The organism is Oribacterium sp. oral taxon 108 str. F0425 (assembly GCF_000214455.1).
GTDB classification, from domain to species: Bacteria; Bacillota; Clostridia; order Lachnospirales; family Lachnospiraceae; genus Oribacterium; species Oribacterium asaccharolyticum.
In genome coordinates this window covers 2179192-2194854 of record NZ_AFIH01000001.1, presented here as the reverse complement: position 1 = coordinate 2194854, position 15663 = coordinate 2179192, and the positions used below count along the sequence as shown (strand labels likewise).

Genomic DNA, 15663 nt, shown 5'->3' with positions numbered 1-15663 from the left:
TCGGCGCAAGGCCCATAGGGGCTTTGTGCCGTATTTTATAAGGGGTAATGCATGAGAGAAGAGAATGGAAGGGATAGAGGCAGAGGAAAAAGAAAGCGGAAGTCGATTTTACGCTTCTTTGGAAAAGTTTTCTTGTTTTTAACAGGGCTGTTAGCCCTCATGACCCTTTTGGGATTCTTTATTTTTATTCGTCCGGAATTGAACAGACTGCGAACCATTGCCTATGACAAATTGGCGAGCGGAAATCTGAAAGATTTGACCAAGCGTTCGGACACCATAGTCTTGGATTATGCGGGAAATACCCTGGGAACCGTTAATGCCGGGCATTTCGTTTATGTGACGATAGATCAGATTTCTCCCAACCTGCAAAATGCCTATATTGCACAGGAAGACCGCAAGTTCAGAAGCCACCACGGAGTAGACTACATGGCGACGCTACGTGCTGTTGTGCAATTGGTTAAAAATAGGGGGAAAATCAAACAGGGCGGTTCTACCATTACCCAACAGGTAGTCAAGAATACCTATCTCAGTTCTGAGAGAACCTATACCAGAAAAATTGTGGAAATGATTTTGGCGCAAGAACTGGAAAAAAGATATACCAAAGCGGATATCATGGAGATTTACTGTAATACGAATTTCTATGGAAATAACTGCTACGGTGTTGAGGCGGCAAGCCAATTCTATTTTGATAAAGCGGCAAAGGATTTAACTGTGGAAGAAGCAGCTACTCTGGCAGGAATCTCCAATGCGCCTTCCCGTTATGAACCGGTTCGTCATCCGGATCTTGCTTTAAAGAAGAGAAATCAGGTCTTAAAATCCATGGAGACGGTTGGGTATCTTACGGAAGAGGATTATGAGGCTGCAGTTGCATCGCCCTTAACGATTTCCGGAAACAGTCAAAAGGGAACAGACGAAGATTACTTAAATTCGTTTGCACTTTATGCGGCAACACTTCGGATGATGGAAGTGAATCAATTTCCTTTTACCTATCATTTTTCCACTAGGGAGGAAAAAGAAAATTATCAGGAACAATATGAAGAGAGTTATGCCTATTACAATAGAGAACTTCGGGCAGGCGGATACACCATTTATACATCTTTGAACCCGGAAATTCAGGCAAAGGCGCAGACACTCTTGGATGAGGGACTTGCCAAGTTTAAAGAAGTGCAGGAGAACGGTAAGTTTTCCATGCAGGGGGCGGCAGTTATTATAGATAATAAGACGGGCTACGTTGTGGCTACAATCGGGGGAAGAGGTACGGAGGATAAGTATAATCGTGCTTATTTGAGTTATCGTCAACCGGGTTCTTCCATTAAACCCTTACTGGATTATGCACCTGCCTTGGATATGGGAATTTACAATGCAGCAAGTCTTGTAGATGATCACAAGTGGGAGGACGGACCCTCCAATTCCGGAGGAAATTATTTCGGAGAAGTGACTTTGAGAGAGGCTTTGAATCGCTCTTTAAACACGGTGGCGTGGCAGATTCTGGACAGTGTCGGAATATCCGACGGTTTGGAGTATCTGGAAAAAATGCATTTTCTGGGAATCAGTTTAAAGGATTATACAGCGCCTGCGGTATCCATCGGAGGGTTTACAAACGGCCTTCGAATTGTCGATATGGCACGAGGCTATTCTACGTTGGCCAATGGAGGAATTTACGAGGATAAGACCTGTATCGTGAAGATTACGTCGGAAAAGGACGGCGTGGTCGCAGACGAAAACAGCTTAAAAAAGACGCAGGTATATACTGAAGATACAGCCTTTATTATGACGGATATTCTGAAAGGGACCATGACTACAGAATATGGGACCGGAAGAGGACTGAAGTTAAAAAATAAGATGCCGGCAGCGGGAAAAACGGGAACCAGTAACGGTTCCAAAGACACCTGGTTTTGCGGTTACACGAAATACTACAGCATGGCTGTTTGGGTAGGACATGACATTCCCGTAGAAATGCCAGGCATTTATGGGGCGACTTATGCGGGTAAAATTTGGAAAAATGTTATGGATGTTTTGCATGAAGGCTTGGATCCCGAGGATTGGGAAGTTCCTTCTACCGTTGAGAAAGAAACGGATCAAGACTCGGGGATTACAGACTATGTTTCTCGAACTGCAATGAGAAAAGGAGAAGAGGAACGCAAGAAGAGGGCGGAAAAAGAGAATAAGCAAACCGTGATTCGGCAATTGGAAGAGTACAAGAATCTGCATGTTGATACGGTAGAGGATATTTTTACCGCAAGGACTCTTTTTGAAGAGACTCGTGACCTTTTAAATGATATTCCGGATGAAAAATTCAAAAAAGAATACCAAGAAAAACTTTTTGCCAGACAAAAGGATTTTTTGAAGATTGAAGAACAATGGAAAGTGGAAATAGAAGCATATCTTCAGAAAAAAGAAGAAGAATCCCGGCTTGCCGAGTCTCTGGAGGAAAGTAAAGCAAAGGAGGAAGAGGAAAAGAACAGTGCGAACAGAGAGGCTTTTCTATCCTATTTAAGTTCTTTACAAAGTTTGGAATATCGGGATGGAGACACGGAAGCCTTAATTGCAGATGCAACAGACAGTCTGCATGAATTGGCAGGGGCTGAGGATTATGCTTCCCTTAGCCAACAGCTGGAGAAAGCGATTACAAGAGTACGGAAGCTCCCGTTAAAAGAAGAGGATAGCGGTGGTCCCGGAGGAAGCAGCAACTTCTATGACGGTCCCGGAGCAGGCAATTATTTAGGAGAAAGGGATAGTGAAAACGGTCCCGGAGTCAGCCCCTAGAAAGAATGGAGGAGGAAAATCTAAGGATGGGTATATATTTGATGGAGGCCGCCACTAAAGACTATCTTTGGGGAGGAGAGCGCCTGCGGGAAGAGTATCATGTAAGCAGTGAAAAAAGTCCTTTGGCGGAGGCGTGGCTTTTGTCGTGTCATAAGGATGGGGAGAGCAAGATTTTGCTCTCCAATTCTGTCAGACTTCCTCTTTCTTCTTTCTTGCAAGAGAATCCGAAAAGCGAAGGAGATATGGGAAAAGAATTTCCCGTATTTCCTATGCTTATTAAATTGATTGATGCAAAGCTGCCTCTCTCAGTCCAAGTTCATCCGGACGATAAGTATGCGGCTTTAGAGGAAAGAAGCCTTGGCAAGACGGAGCTCTGGGTGGTTTTAGAGAGAGAAGAAGGGGCATTCCTATATTACGGATTTAAGAGTGAATACAGTAAGGATGAAATACGAAAAGCAATAGAGGGGCATTTCCTGACGGAATACTTGAATAAGATTCCCGTAGAGAAAGGGGATGTTTTCTTTATTCCGGCAGGCACTGTTCATGCAATCGGGGCCGGGATTTGTATTGCGGAGATTCAAGAGAACTCAAATTTAACCTACCGGGTTTATGATTATGGAAGAAAAGATAAGGATGGAAGGGAAAGGGAATTACATATAGAAAAGGCCCTTTCCGTTATGAACTGTAAAAAAACGGAAATCAGGGACTTAACTTCTTCCGGACCCGTCCTTCCGGAAAACGGTGCAGAGCGTCTTGCCTCCTGCCCCTATTTTACGGTAGAGCGTTGTTCTCTGAAAGAAGGAGAAATCCATAAGAGAGTGGTGGGAAAAGAAAGCTTTCTTTCCGCGATTCTAATAGACGGAAAAGGGAAAATTGTCCAAAAAACAGTGAGGAAGAGAACAGAGGAAGAAGGAGCCTCTTTGGAGGAGAGCAGACAGGAGATGATTGCAGAGAAGGGAAATAGCTTCTTTATTCCGGCAGGAAGCGGAGAAGTGGAGTTTTCCGGAGCGGGAAATTGGCTGTTTAGTTTTTTGGAAAAGTAATGAATTAGGGATTAAAAGGATAAGGCTATGAGAAAATTAAAAATACAAGAACTTGTTTTGGCGGCACTTATGACGGCTGTTTTAGCAATATTATCTCCTATTTCGATACCCATCGGACCGGTGCCGATTTCTTTGGGAACCTTTGCAGTCTGTCTTTCGGTAACGATTCTCGGCAAGAATTTAGGGACAGTTTCGTACTTGACCTATCTTTTACTGGGATTAGCAGGTCTGCCTGTATTTTCTAATTATGAAGGTGGTCTTGCTAAGTTAATGGGGCCAACGGGAGGCTATCTCATCGGAATGCTTTTCTTAAGTCTCTTGGGCGGTTTTGGGGTGGATCGTTTTGCAAAGAAGCCGATACTGCAGTACCTGTTCTTTCTTCTGGGGATTCTTCTTTGTTATATCATGGGAACGTTGTGGCTTTCCAAGGTGCTTTACTTGGGCTTTATGAAGGCATTATCGATTGGTGTTCTTCCCTTCATTGGACCGGATTGCATTAAAGTTTTCTTGGCTTTAGTTCTGGGACGAAAGGTGAAAGCGATATTGAAGAAACGGAGTGGAGAATGCTAGAACAATTTTCAAGAACCGAACTTCTCCTGGGAAGGGATGCAATAGAAAAGTTGAGCCGTGCCAAGGTGATTGTGTTTGGAGTAGGCGGTGTGGGAGGATATGCAGTAGAAGCCTTGGCAAGATCCGGTGTGGGCAGGATAGATTTGGTCGATAAAGATACCGTGAGTCTTTCCAATTTAAACAGACAGCTGATTGCCACAAGGGATACGGTAGGAAGAGAAAAAGTTGAGGTTATGGCGGAAAGAATCCATAGCATTAATCCGGATTGTGAAGTTCATTCCTATTGTTGCTTTTACCTTCCCGACACAAAAGAGCAGTTTGATTTTTCATCGTATGATTACATCATTGATGCGGTTGATACGGTTACGGCGAAGCTCTCGTTAATCTGTGAAGCGGAACGGGCAGGGACTCCCGTTATCAGTGCCATGGGAGCCGGAAACAAGCTGAATCCCGCAGCGTTTAAGGTTTCCGATATTTATCAAACCAGAGTATGCCCTTTGGCCAGAGTGATGAGGAGAGAGTGCAAAAAGAGGGGAATCAACAAACTGAAAGTGGTTTACTCGGAAGAAAATCCTCAGAAACCGCAGATAGATAGAGGGGTGCCCGGGTCGGTACCCTTTGTTCCCCCTGTTGCCGGGCTCATTTTGGCTTCGGAAGTGGTGCGGGATTTGCTTATGTTTTTATAAATTTTGGACGAAATTTCTAATGGTAACTTGGACTAGCAAGAATAGGTAATAGTGATGGAGCACGAACAAAATCAGGGACGGCCAAAAAAAGGAATTCGTAAATTTCCTCGTTCACAACAAGATAAGATAGATTTTAGCCGCTTGGAATTAGAGCAATATATTGAGTCTCATATAGAAGAAGCGATTGAAAAGAGATGGATTAAAGTTTATCTACAAGTAAATATTCGGGGCTTATCGAGGAGAGTGTGCGGCGCAGAGGCACTCTCTCGTTGGGTTGACCCTAAGTATGGGATGATTTACCCGGGTGACTTTATTCCCGTCTTGGAAAAAAGCCTTAAGATTCATCTCTTGGATTTTTTTGTTTTTGAAGAGGTCTGTCGGAATATTGCCAAGAGGAGAAACAGAGGAGAGGCGGTATTTCCGATTTCCCTGAATTTCTCAAGACTTGATTTTGATGTGGAAAGATTCCTAGACAAGTTGGATGATCTTGTGGCTTTGTATAAAATTCCGAAATCCATTTTACATGTTGAAATTACGGAATCCGTAGTCATGCATAATGAGGAGTATATGAAGTTTGCCGTTCGACAACTTCGAGAGCAGGGCTATAAGGTTTGGATGGATGACTTCGGTTCAGGCTACTCCTCCTTGAATCTTTTAAAGGAATTTGAATTTGATACCTTTAAAATCGATATGCGCTTTTTAAGCGATATGGGAAAGAAATCTTTAATTATTATTTCTTCTATACTCTATATGGCGAAGGAAATCGGCATTCATACTGTTGCGGAAGGTGTTGAGACGGAGGAGCAATATCAGTTTTTGAAGGCTGCAGGCTGTGAACGTATGCAGGGCTATTGTTTTGGAAGACCGGAGCCTATAGAGAACTGGCTGGCGGAACGGATAGAGGAGAATGGAGTAGAAAGCGGAGAGGATACCTTTCTTTATGATCGGGTCGGCTTAGTCAATATTTTAAGTCCTACACCCTTTGTATTTGATCGTTTAGATGAGACTCCCACCATATATGGTTTTGATACGGTTTTAGCAATGGCTTTGGTTTCGGAAAAGGCGGGAAAAATCAAACACTTGAATTGGACAAAACCTTATAAAAAGACGATTGAAGACTTGGGCTATGAAGATATCGAAGAATTTCAGGGCATCTTAAATGATGAAAAGTCCCTGGTGGTGGAGAGAATCAGGGATACGATCAGCTTGGCAAAGGATTCTCTGGGAATTGAAACGACCGACTTTATTTCTCGGGGACAGTATTGTCAAATACAGGTCAGAAGAGTAACCAGTAAGGGAAACAGTTATATTTATCTTCTGCGAATAGATATTTTGACGAATAATGATTCCTTTCAGAAATCAAATAACTTGGATAATAGCTTAAGGCCTTTGTATTCCATGTATGACACCGTTGTTCTTCTGGATTTGCAGAATAACACACTGCTTCCGATTTACAGAACGAATGCAGCGGAAAAGATAGAGAGAAGTAACGATTTAACAAACGATTTGGATAAATATCTCCATAAATATATTCATCCGGATGACTTCGCCCGTTGTCGGGAATTTTTCAATCCCTCGGATATGTGGGAAAGGCTTGGAAGCAATGGAGAAGGCTTTGTATTGTCTTATTTTCGGGCAAAAAACAAGGAGAAAAAGTATGTTTGGAAGCGCTATATCTTAATACGCTCTGAGGAGGCTCAGGACGAGAGGAGGGTGATTTTCGGTATTCATACTTTAAACATGGAAAAGCTGTCGTTCATCAAAGATGAGGCGCAGATGTTTTTTATGGAAAACCATGAGGAACAGCTCGGTGATGCGGAAATGTTTCAGTAAGAGAAAGGAAGAAAGAACGTTTCCGGAAGTCAGAGCATTTACTTGTCGTTAAGACTTTTACTTTTTTCTTTTTCAGAGTTAAAGAAGACGGGAAGGAAATCCAAAATGCCATAAAGCAAGATGGCAACTTCGATAAGAATAATGCAGGGAAGAACCTCTATCAGGGTTGTCTTGCCCTTCCAACCGTAAAGTATTATGGGAAATAAAATCATGATAAGGAGACAGAGAAGAATTTTTTTCTTGTTTCTAAGAACTTGCTTTAGTGAGGAGAAACGGGGAGGGGCCCATTTCTCCTTTTTTTTCTCGTTTTTCTCGATTTCCTCGGAAAAAGGAGGAGTCAAATCCGAAGTGCCGGAAAAAGGGATGGAACTTTCTGATTTTTCTTGTTGCTTTCCCATATATTCCGAATAGCTGCAGCTTGACAAATCCAACTCCTGCACAGAAAGCGCTTTAGTGGCATCCGGATTTTTTTCAGACTTCGGATCGGCTTTGCTTACGGAATTGGCGGGTGATTTTTCGGTTTCTTCGGAAGCCGGCTTTCCGTAGGGGGGCTTTCCGGAAGAAGTCGCATTGGGATCCGGGGAAGACGAGAAAGGAACACCGAGCCTTCCTTCCTTATTCACGGTGCAATGTAAAATTTGCAGGATGCGGGGAAGTTGTAAATGGTCCTTCTTCTTTTCCTGTTGAAGAAAATAGGCGGATAAAATTGCGCGCTCATCTGCTTCATCCACATGGTTAAAAACATAATCAATCAGTTTTTTCAGCTCGTCCTCCAATACGTTTTTTGCGGAAGGAATCAGTGGAAAGAGAAAAGCGGAATTTTCCGCATCATAAATAATTTCTTCTACATCGAGTCCCAGGATTTCCGGAGAAAGAAGAAATTCTTCCAGATGGAAAAGTGCGAAACGAATAGACTCGAATAAAGAAAGAATATGATTTAGATTCATTTTTTTATCCGAAAAATAGTCCAGCATTCGTTCATAGGGTGAAAAATTATACTGAAAAATGTCTTCCTGTTCTTCTTGAATCAGACGAAAGGGAAGTGTTCCCGGAATGCTGCATTGTTGAATGATTTTTTGCTCATGGCTATTCTCTTTCCAGACTTTTCCGTAAAGATAGAGGTAGCTGTGAGTAAGATCTTTTTCTACTCTTAGAGAACTATGAGACATGGTGATTCCTTTCTGATTCGAACTTGAACTTTATGCAAGGCTTATGGTTCGGGATTCACTTTGCTTTCCGCTTCTTCTTTTCGCAGGAGATCTTCCACGACAGATACGAAGCGGGTATAGCATTCCACCTTATAAAAATCCTTATCTTTACCTAGTCTATGACTTTCTATTTCACGACTGTATTCTTTTTCGCTTCTTTCCTTTACGGTACTGTGTAGGAAAATACAGCATTGCAGGAGCAATACGATACAGACAAAGCTTAGGAAAAGGATTAGGCTTGTTTCAATACTATGCATAAGACTTCCTTTCGGTTTAAGTACGGGGAGTAAATAATAAAACAAAGAAATAAACTCCGGCAGGAATAAAACAGGGAATAAAGGGAAAAGACAAATTTTTCCAATTCTTTTTCATTTTTAGAGAGAAGAGAAAGAGGAGTATGGAAACCAGTGCCGAGCAGATTAGTCCGGATAAGAAAAGAAACAGAAAACTTTTATAGTTTAAATAGAAGGCACAACAAAGAAGAAATAATCCGTCTCCGCACCCCAAGGCACCTTTTGAACATTTGGCGAAAAGGAAGAGAAGAAAGGAAAAAAGAAACGGATAAAAACTGTAAAGGAAGGGAAGAGAAAGTTGAAAGGGACCTTGAAAGAAATCCTGCCAAAGAGAGAAAAGAAAAAAAGGGACTCCGACTAGGGAATAAAAGAGAAGGAGCAATTTAGGGAGAGACTTTTTTCGAAAATCCCAGAGAACGGAAAAGAGAAAAAAAGAGTAAAATAAAATGGTTTTTAAAAGAAAAAGAAAGAAGAGTATTGACATGAGGACTCCTTAATCCGGGACTTTTAGTTTCCGCATCTTGGACAGGGATGCCGTCCCTCGGAAAGGGCTTGACTGAGTGGAATTTCATGTATGGAAGAACGCATGGCAGGACAGTCGGGACTGCTGTGATATCGTCTTCCCGCAACGGTATAATATACAATTGCACTGTTTAAGGAAGGTTTGCAAGCTTTACAGGGACAGAATTTTCCGCCGTATTTTGCACTACTGCCATCAATCATTCTGGGACTACAACTTAAAAAGTCATTAGAGATATAGCTGCAATCCCTGCTCTTATGATAGACAAGGGAAGGCCCGTTGATTACATAAACCATTTCTTTCGGAGGCGTAGTTTCTTCCTCATCCTTTTCCCACCGTGCACCTTTTACACCTATCCAGGCTCTTCTGTGAGCTACGATTTCCTGGTAGATGGATTTTTTATTGATGATGGAGAGCGGAATCAGTTCTTCATATTCCAAGTCAAGAAGAATGTCCTCTTTTGTAATATGGGATTTCCAAGCCCTTATATTTGTCATGCCTTCCATTTCCACTTCGACGGGAAGTGCCAAGTCCTCCAAGGCGGTTTCTCCGACGGTCAGAATTTCATCAATGTGCGGAACATCATTTATCTCCGTCTTTAAAAGACCGTAATGTTCCAGGTACTTATACATGCTGACACAACGTGCATTTTTCTCCAAAATAGAGGAAATTTTGATACTCCGGTTTAGAATAAGGAGCGGAGTCATCAGCATGACCATTGAAAGAATAAAAATGCTCAAGGAGAGAGAGGCCTCTATCGTCATGGAGGCGGAATATGATTTCATAGGGGCTCCTTTAATGGCTCAGATTTTTGTATTTATAGTCAGAATGTAAGACCGTTTGGTATCTTTCCTCTCCTGTATTTACGCCAATCATCTCCAGGAAGCCCTTATGATACAGGCTGTGCCTGGAAAAAATTTCCGCATCCGTAGAGAGATAATAGAGACATTTATCCATTCGGAAGGAAGGCTCTTTATCCCGGATACTCGTCTGTATGTCTTTTTCCATACAGTAAAGCATGGAGTCGTTTATTTTTGCTTGAGACAGTAATCCTTTTGTGAATAAGGAGATACGAAGATAGTCTTCGTAAGACAAGCCTATATTTTCTCTTGGGATTTCTTCACCGGAAAGATAGGAGAGAAAATCTAAAAGATGGTTCAGTGAAAGACTCCACGACTCTAAACTGTGCATTAGGGGAATACGTTGGTCATTTAAGAGTTCCTTTACATCAAGGAGAGACTGGGCAAAAGCCCATATCCCGATTACAAATGCGCTAAAAACCGCAATTACAACAGGGTTTGCAGTGATTGCCAGAAAGCTTGTAACAAATTCTTCAACAGCTTCCAGTTTTTCAGGATCGGACATGATATGGATAAAATTCATAGACTCTCTAAAGGCTAGAAGAGAGGTGACTTGTGCAGACAGGTTTTCATAGTCGCTTTTCTTTCCGTGCAGCAGGTATTCCACCTCCAAGCCTTTTGCATTGCTGTAAGGAGTGGTATGGGCGGATTCTTCCTTATGATAGGAATGAAAGAAACGGAGGGAATATTCCCCGAGCAGTCCGACTTGTATGGGATTTGCAGCGGACTCGGTAGAGAAGAGAGCGGAGGAAAAAGATTCCTCGGCAGAGGGGCATTCTTTTCCGCTTGGGAGGAGAAGCTCCAAGAGCTTCTTTTTTCCGATATCGTGAATACTTTCGAGGATTCTTTTGTTTTTCTTATTGATTTGCGTGACGGCTTCTCCGTATACGGGCATGGTAAGGGCTTGCCATGTGGAGATGGTGTCATTGTAAAAGTTGTCAATTTCTGCTTGCAGTCCGTTATCTTCATCATAATCTTCCTCCTCTTTTTTTCTCTTTCTGCGCCTTTCCCTCTCTTCTTCAATATATTCTTGAAAGCGCCGGACATTCTCCTCGATTCCTTCTATTGCAGAGTCTAAATTCTCGCATTGCGCGGGAAATCCATCAATCTTTTGCCGGACTCTTCCGCCATCATCCAGGTAGTTATCATAACTTTTCAATTGTGTTTCAATGGCGGCGATACCGTCTTCCTCCAAATTTTCCTTTTCTGCGGAGAAGTCATTCCATAGGGCTTCCACCTTGGACTTTAAAAGGTCAGCGCGAGCATCATAAGAGTTCACTGTATTTTTCAGGCTGTTTAATGTAGCTTTCAGAGAAGACGAATAGCTGAAGAAAAGGGAAGCATCATGAGCTTGTAAAGAATAAAGAGCATAGTGCTTTAAGGTCTCCGTTTTTTTACAAAAGCGGTCAATGTTGTTAATGCAGTCTTCAAGATACTCCACATCGTAATGATTTAAGGCATATTTTTCCTGTAATCTTTGTATGCTGTCGGCTTCCTTTTCTTTTTTGGAAGCCTCTTCCAGAATAGAGGGAATATCTGTACCGCTTTTCTTTTCTCCCAAAAACTCTATACAGTCTTTTGCCAGAAGAGCAGGCATATACTCCAATATTTCTTCTTCAAAATAATGACTTTCAGACAACAGTCCCCTGCCGGTAAAGGAGAAACCGTCTTTTTCTATTTTTGCCGGAAATAGATTCCTCGCATCGGAATAAGGTTTGATGAAGCTTTGCAGTTCTTCTTTCAGTAAATTATCATCTCTGAATTCCAAGGCATAAATACGGTAGTTTTCCCAGAGAGGCCTGTGAAATTCTGAAAACAGAGATTCCATGGCGCTATTCAGGGCGGTTTGCATATAATACTTCTGTGCGATTGTCCTGGCTGATTCGGTAATGGTCAGAATGAGTGCAGCAATCAACACAAAGCTTAGGGAAAGGAATACCGTAATGGAGGCGGAATAATTCTTTTTCATGATTTTTCCTTTTGCCGGCGGGGCGGATGAATGAGGTACTATACGTTTTTCGCGTTGCTTTCAATCTTTTTTAAGATATCATTTAAAACTTTCTGAATTCTGTCTCGGAAGATGACGACCAGAGAAATAAGCACCACAATAATTAAGACCAGCTCAATTGTGCCTAGGGCGTCATTTCCGTGCAGCAGTTCTTTTCGCTTTTTCTTACACTGCTCCCAGCGGGAAAGGAGAAAAGCATCTAAGGAATATTGCAGTTCTGTCAAGTTTTGTAGTAGCATAAGGACCTCCTTTAAATGGGGCAAATATTGCCGTTATTGTTTTGCGTATATTTTACGCAGGTGTATTACAAGGCGAAGAAGAATCGCTGTTTACCGAAGTCTTCCTCGCTGTAATGCTTCTTTAAAGAATAAAAATAAGAACGGGAAGTGCTTTAATCTATAAAGTAGATCAAGACTTTTTAGAATAAAGTAATTAAAGGCTTTTTAGGATAAAGAAGTCATGGCGGGATAAAGAATCATCATCATGATGATAAAGAGTTGCATAAAGAGGGGGAGTAGGAGTTTGGTTCCTGCTTCTTCGCCCAATCTTTTTGCAGTTGCTTTTCTCATTTCAAAGGCTTCCTGCATTTCTACCTGCAATTGCAGACGTAGGTGTTTGCTTCCGTTTTTTCGATTTTGTTCGATTACACTGATCAATTTATTGTAGGGACGAAGAGAAATTCGGCCGGAAAAGGCGAGATAGGCATTTCCCTCACCGATATTACTTTTTAATTGATTTAAGAGAGTGTGCAGCTCATCGTAGAGAGGATGATTTTCAAGACCGCAGGACTCTACAAGATACTCATATTGCTTGCTGATTTCCGTGAAGGCATTACGAAGAGAGAGACCGGCACCGAGATATACAACCAATTTGGAAACCAGTTCAGAATAGTCGAGTTCCAGAGAGTTTGCTCGTTTTTTCAAGTTTTCTTTTTTCTCTTCTTTGTCTTTTAGGGGGAGCAGAAATGCTGCAAAGAGTCCAAGAAGTGGAATGTAGAGATAAGCACGACTTTTCTCTTCCGAAAAATGAATTCTATGTCCTTCTATTTCTTGAGGAAGGTGGAGCTCTTCCGTTCCTCTTTCTTCTTGGTTCAGTATGGATATTTTTTGAATCAAAAGATCTCTTAGGGTTTCCAGGGAGTTTTTTTCTTCGGGAAGAATGCGAATTGGAAAAATATAACGAGGAGAGTAATAAAGATAATCCTCCGAATCTCGAACATAGTTTTCTAAATCGGCATTGGTCTTCTCCTCTTTCGGGGGTAAGATAATCGTACTGAGTTTAAGCTCGAGTTCTCCTTCTAAAATCTGATTTTGAGCAAGCATTTCATGATGGATTTTTCCTCTTTCTTCCAAAATAGAGCGATAGCCCAAAATCAAATCCAGATTATTTTCCGTGGTGAGCTTTTCTTTTCCGTTGATTAAAGCTGTTGGGGAAAAAGACCAAGAGGCCTTGACATTTTCCTTCGGGAAAAAAGAGCTTAATTGGAGAGAGGTTTTTATACCGTCCAGGCTTTCTTCTTCCGGGAGAATGAGACTCTCCATTCTGTCATGAAGCTCGGAAAAAAGTTTATCCGCTTCTTCCTTGGTATAAATTCTGGGCGAGACGGTAATATTCAGATTTTCTTTTCTCTGCGGATTCAGACCTTGAACTTGCAAGGGGAGACTGTATTCCGAGCCTCCTATCCCCTCTCGCTTTAAAGTATAGCCGGACTGTATATGGCTTTCTTCCTGCGTCTTAAGAAAGACGACGGAAGAAAGTAGAAGAGAAAGAATAATAAGGAGAGATTGTTTCTTTAATATTGCCTCCTCTTTCGGACTGAAGGATTGTAGAAATTGATGCAAATATTGAAATAGTACATTGTTTTTCATGGGTTCACCTTAAGAAGCAGGATTCAACGCCTTTTAATATTTCTGCGGCTGAATTTATTGCATTTATATTCCTTGTGGACGGATTTTTGGGTATTCCTGTGACCAAGTTTAAATGGGAATATTGATGATTTTTTGAGAGAGGTAAATCGCAAGGAGGTAGATAAAAAGAGCGACAGTCATGACGATTCTTCCCATAATAGAGTGATACAGAATATGAAAAAAATCCGGAGAAGATGCATTTAAATACAGAATGATAAAGAAGGGAATGCAATTCATGATTTTCTGCTCAAAACGTTTTGCAGCACTGAGGGTCAATATTTCCTCATGGATACTCAGTTTGTCGTGAATGATGGAACTACTGTGTTGAATAATTTCCGAGAGTTCTCCTCCGGAACGTTTTGCGACGAGAAAAATCTCCGAGAAGTTATGAATATCATCTAATCCCGAACGCAGGGCAAAATTCGAAAGAGGCTCTTCCAGAGGACGATTCATAGCCAGACTTCGTTTAACTTGTTTCAGTTCTTCGACCATATAACTGTTTTCTCCAAGTAGAGCGGATAAGTCGGGAATGGCGGCAATCAATGCATTCTCAATAGAGTAACCGGCACTTAAAAATGAATTTAAAATAGAAAGCATTTCTTTAAACTGGATAAGCAGAAGCTCTTGTCTCTTTTTTCGCAGTGTCTGACGAAAGAAAAACGGAATCAGGAGGCCAAAGGGAATTAAAATGAAAAAAAGTAAAAAAGAATGATAGAAGGCATAAGAAAAGGCAAGAAGAATACCAAGAATTTTCACAAGGATATAGAGATATTCTCCTAAAGAGATTTCATACTGCCTATAATCTACGGAGGAGTTTTTCTTCACGAGACAGATTCGACAATTTTTCCAGAACTTCCCCATTGTATTGATATAAGGTCTTAAGCTGAATTTCTCCATTCTCCACTCCTGTCACTTCGCTGATTTCCAAGACTCGCCGTTTGTGATCTTTGCTTCTCCCCAGATGCACCATGATTTCGATTGCAGAGGCAATCATGTTTCGAATAGAACTTAAGGGTAGATCCGCCCCTTGTAAAACCATCGTTTCCATTCGGCGCAACATGTCCCTGCTTGTGTTGCCGTGTCCTGTAGAGATACTGCCGTCGTGCCCGGTATTCATGGCGTTCAGCATATCCAGACATTCTTTTCCGCGGACTTCTCCGACGATAATTCGGTTCGGACTCATTCGAAGAGAAGCCTTTATCAGATCGGAAATGCTGACTGCCCCTTCGCCTTCGGCATTGGCATTTCTGGTCTCCAGAGAAACCAGATTCTCCACCTCCTGAATTTGTAATTCCGCACTGTCTTCTATCGTAATAATTCTTTCTCTCTTGGGAATATACTGTGATAATGCATTTAAAAATGTTGTCTTTCCGCTATTTGTTCCTCCGGAAATAAAGATGTTATAGGAGGCCTTCACCAGGGACTCCAGAAATAAAGCGGCGTCTTCGGTAAGACTCCCAAGCTGAATCAGTTTTGCCATGGTTATGGGCTCCGGGAATTTTCGAATGGTCACGGTCGGTCCCTTCAGTGCAATCGGAGGAAGGACCACATGAACACGCGACCCATCCTCCAATCTGGCATCAACGATGGGACTTTTTGTATTGACTGCACGGTTTATTCTGGAAACGATTTGCTGGATTAGCTCAAAGAGTTGTTCTTCGCTTTGAAAAGAGCGGTTCCACTTTTCCATCTTTCCTTTTTTTCTACGAATATTTCCTTTGGACCGTTAATCATAATTTCTGTCACATTTTTGTCGTCTAACAGTTCGGATAAAAGATCCAAGCGACGAAAGCTGTCAAATACGGCGGTTCTTAAATACAGCTTTTCCTGTAAACCGATGTCCCGTCTGTTTAGTAAGGCGCTGTCGATTTGTTGGTAGAGGTGAGAATCGGACATTTGCCTTTCTTCAAGATCGGTCAGCAATTCTCTTTTGATTTCCTGTTTAATATTGTCTAAGGCCAACATGTTT

Annotated in this window: 13 protein-coding genes and 1 pseudogene; 5 read left to right on the top strand and 9 right to left on the bottom strand. The window is 41.8% G+C overall.

Annotated features, from left to right (window positions below; genetic code table 11):
* Positions 1–51 precede the first annotated feature (51 nt).
* The 5 genes from HMPREF9124_RS09970 (at position 52) to HMPREF9124_RS09950 (ending at position 6898) form a co-directional block, all read left to right on the top strand.
* Complete coding sequence (locus HMPREF9124_RS09970) at positions 52–2766, top strand: transglycosylase domain-containing protein (protein ID WP_009428965.1); 2715 nt, start codon at positions 52–54, stop codon at positions 2764–2766.
* A 26-nt stretch (positions 2767–2792) separates the two neighbouring features.
* On the top strand, positions 2793–3809 hold the full coding sequence (locus tag HMPREF9124_RS09965; protein WP_009428290.1) for a type I phosphomannose isomerase catalytic subunit: 1017 nt from the start codon (positions 2793–2795) through the stop codon (positions 3807–3809).
* Between the two features lie 27 nt (positions 3810–3836).
* Positions 3837–4379, top strand: coding sequence for a biotin transporter BioY (locus HMPREF9124_RS09960; RefSeq protein WP_009428196.1), 543 nt, complete (start codon positions 3837–3839; stop codon positions 4377–4379).
* Positions 4373–5065 carry a tRNA threonylcarbamoyladenosine dehydratase gene (locus HMPREF9124_RS09955; protein WP_009429928.1) on the top strand — a complete coding sequence of 231 codons (693 nt, stop codon included), beginning with the start codon at positions 4373–4375 and terminating at the stop codon, positions 5063–5065. The genes HMPREF9124_RS09960 and HMPREF9124_RS09955 overlap by 7 nt, the downstream gene beginning before the upstream one ends.
* Positions 5066–5206: 141 nt before the next feature.
* Positions 5207–6898: an EAL domain-containing protein gene (locus HMPREF9124_RS09950; protein WP_009428062.1), complete on the top strand. Its 1692-nt coding sequence runs from the start codon at positions 5207–5209 to the stop codon at positions 6896–6898.
* 38 nt (positions 6899–6936) lie between these two features.
* Here the strand turns inward: HMPREF9124_RS09950 and HMPREF9124_RS09945 are convergent, their stop codons facing one another.
* The 9 genes and pseudogenes from HMPREF9124_RS09945 to HMPREF9124_RS09905 form a co-directional block, all read right to left on the bottom strand.
* The gene (locus HMPREF9124_RS09945) at positions 6937–8067 is read right to left on the bottom strand and encodes a DUF6382 domain-containing protein (RefSeq protein WP_009428614.1); all 1131 of its coding nucleotides are present in this window, start codon (positions 8065–8067) and stop codon (positions 6937–6939) included.
* A gap of 41 nt (positions 8068–8108) precedes the next feature.
* A complete protein-coding gene (locus HMPREF9124_RS09940; protein ID WP_009537051.1) occupies positions 8109–8363 on the bottom strand; it encodes a hypothetical protein in 255 nt (84 codons plus the stop codon).
* A gap of 16 nt (positions 8364–8379) precedes the next feature.
* A complete protein-coding gene (locus tag HMPREF9124_RS12895) occupies positions 8380–8883 on the bottom strand; it encodes a prepilin peptidase (RefSeq protein ID WP_009429913.1) in 504 nt (167 codons plus the stop codon).
* A 23-nt stretch (positions 8884–8906) separates the two neighbouring features.
* Complete coding sequence (locus HMPREF9124_RS09930; RefSeq protein ID WP_009429376.1) at positions 8907–9704, bottom strand: hypothetical protein; 798 nt, start codon at positions 9702–9704, stop codon at positions 8907–8909.
* A gap of 10 nt (positions 9705–9714) precedes the next feature.
* Positions 9715–11748 (bottom strand): DUF5702 domain-containing protein, encoded by a 2034-nt coding sequence (locus tag HMPREF9124_RS09925; RefSeq protein WP_009428360.1) that lies wholly within the window; start codon positions 11746–11748, stop codon positions 9715–9717.
* Positions 11749–11786: 38 nt separating this feature from the next.
* Positions 11787–12026, bottom strand: coding sequence for a Flp1 family type IVb pilin (locus HMPREF9124_RS09920; protein ID WP_009429259.1), 240 nt, complete (start codon positions 12024–12026; stop codon positions 11787–11789).
* A 204-nt stretch (positions 12027–12230) separates the two neighbouring features.
* Entirely contained in the window at positions 12231–13655 is a 1425-nt protein-coding gene (locus tag HMPREF9124_RS09915) for a hypothetical protein (RefSeq protein WP_009429507.1), read from the bottom strand.
* 108 nt (positions 13656–13763) lie between these two features.
* Positions 13764–14591 carry a type II secretion system F family protein gene (locus HMPREF9124_RS09910; RefSeq protein WP_242821585.1) on the bottom strand — a complete coding sequence of 276 codons (828 nt, stop codon included), beginning with the start codon at positions 14589–14591 and terminating at the stop codon, positions 13764–13766.
* Positions 14491–15659: pseudogene (locus HMPREF9124_RS09905) on the bottom strand (CpaF family protein). The gene HMPREF9124_RS09910 and the pseudogene HMPREF9124_RS09905 overlap by 101 nt, the downstream one beginning before the upstream one ends.
* Positions 15660–15663: the final 4 nt, after the last annotated feature.

What these genes read in the sequence shown, in the direction of transcription:
- HMPREF9124_RS09965 (WP_009428290.1), top strand. Translation starts at nt 2,793, where the DNA reads ATGGGTATATATTTGATGGAGGCCGCCACTAAAGACTATCTTTGGGGA.
- HMPREF9124_RS09920 (WP_009429259.1), bottom strand. Translation starts at nt 12,026, where the DNA reads ATGCTACTACAAAACTTGACAGAACTGCAATATTCCTTAGATGCTTTT.
- HMPREF9124_RS09940 (WP_009537051.1), bottom strand. Translation starts at nt 8,363, where the DNA reads ATGCATAGTATTGAAACAAGCCTAATCCTTTTCCTAAGCTTTGTCTGT.
- HMPREF9124_RS09925 (WP_009428360.1), bottom strand. Translation starts at nt 11,748, where the DNA reads ATGAAAAAGAATTATTCCGCCTCCATTACGGTATTCCTTTCCCTAAGC.
- HMPREF9124_RS09945 (WP_009428614.1), bottom strand. Translation starts at nt 8,067, where the DNA reads ATGTCTCATAGTTCTCTAAGAGTAGAAAAAGATCTTACTCACAGCTAC.
- HMPREF9124_RS09970 (WP_009428965.1), top strand. Translation starts at nt 52, where the DNA reads ATGAGAGAAGAGAATGGAAGGGATAGAGGCAGAGGAAAAAGAAAGCGG.
- HMPREF9124_RS09960 (WP_009428196.1), top strand. Translation starts at nt 3,837, where the DNA reads ATGAGAAAATTAAAAATACAAGAACTTGTTTTGGCGGCACTTATGACG.
- HMPREF9124_RS09930 (WP_009429376.1), bottom strand. Translation starts at nt 9,704, where the DNA reads ATGAAATCATATTCCGCCTCCATGACGATAGAGGCCTCTCTCTCCTTG.
- HMPREF9124_RS09910 (WP_242821585.1), bottom strand. Translation starts at nt 14,591, where the DNA reads ATGGAGAAATTCAGCTTAAGACCTTATATCAATACAATGGGGAAGTTC.
- HMPREF9124_RS12895 (WP_009429913.1), bottom strand. Translation starts at nt 8,883, where the DNA reads ATGTCAATACTCTTCTTTCTTTTTCTTTTAAAAACCATTTTATTTTAC.
- HMPREF9124_RS09955 (WP_009429928.1), top strand. Translation starts at nt 4,373, where the DNA reads ATGCTAGAACAATTTTCAAGAACCGAACTTCTCCTGGGAAGGGATGCA.
- HMPREF9124_RS09915 (WP_009429507.1), bottom strand. Translation starts at nt 13,655, where the DNA reads ATGAAAAACAATGTACTATTTCAATATTTGCATCAATTTCTACAATCC.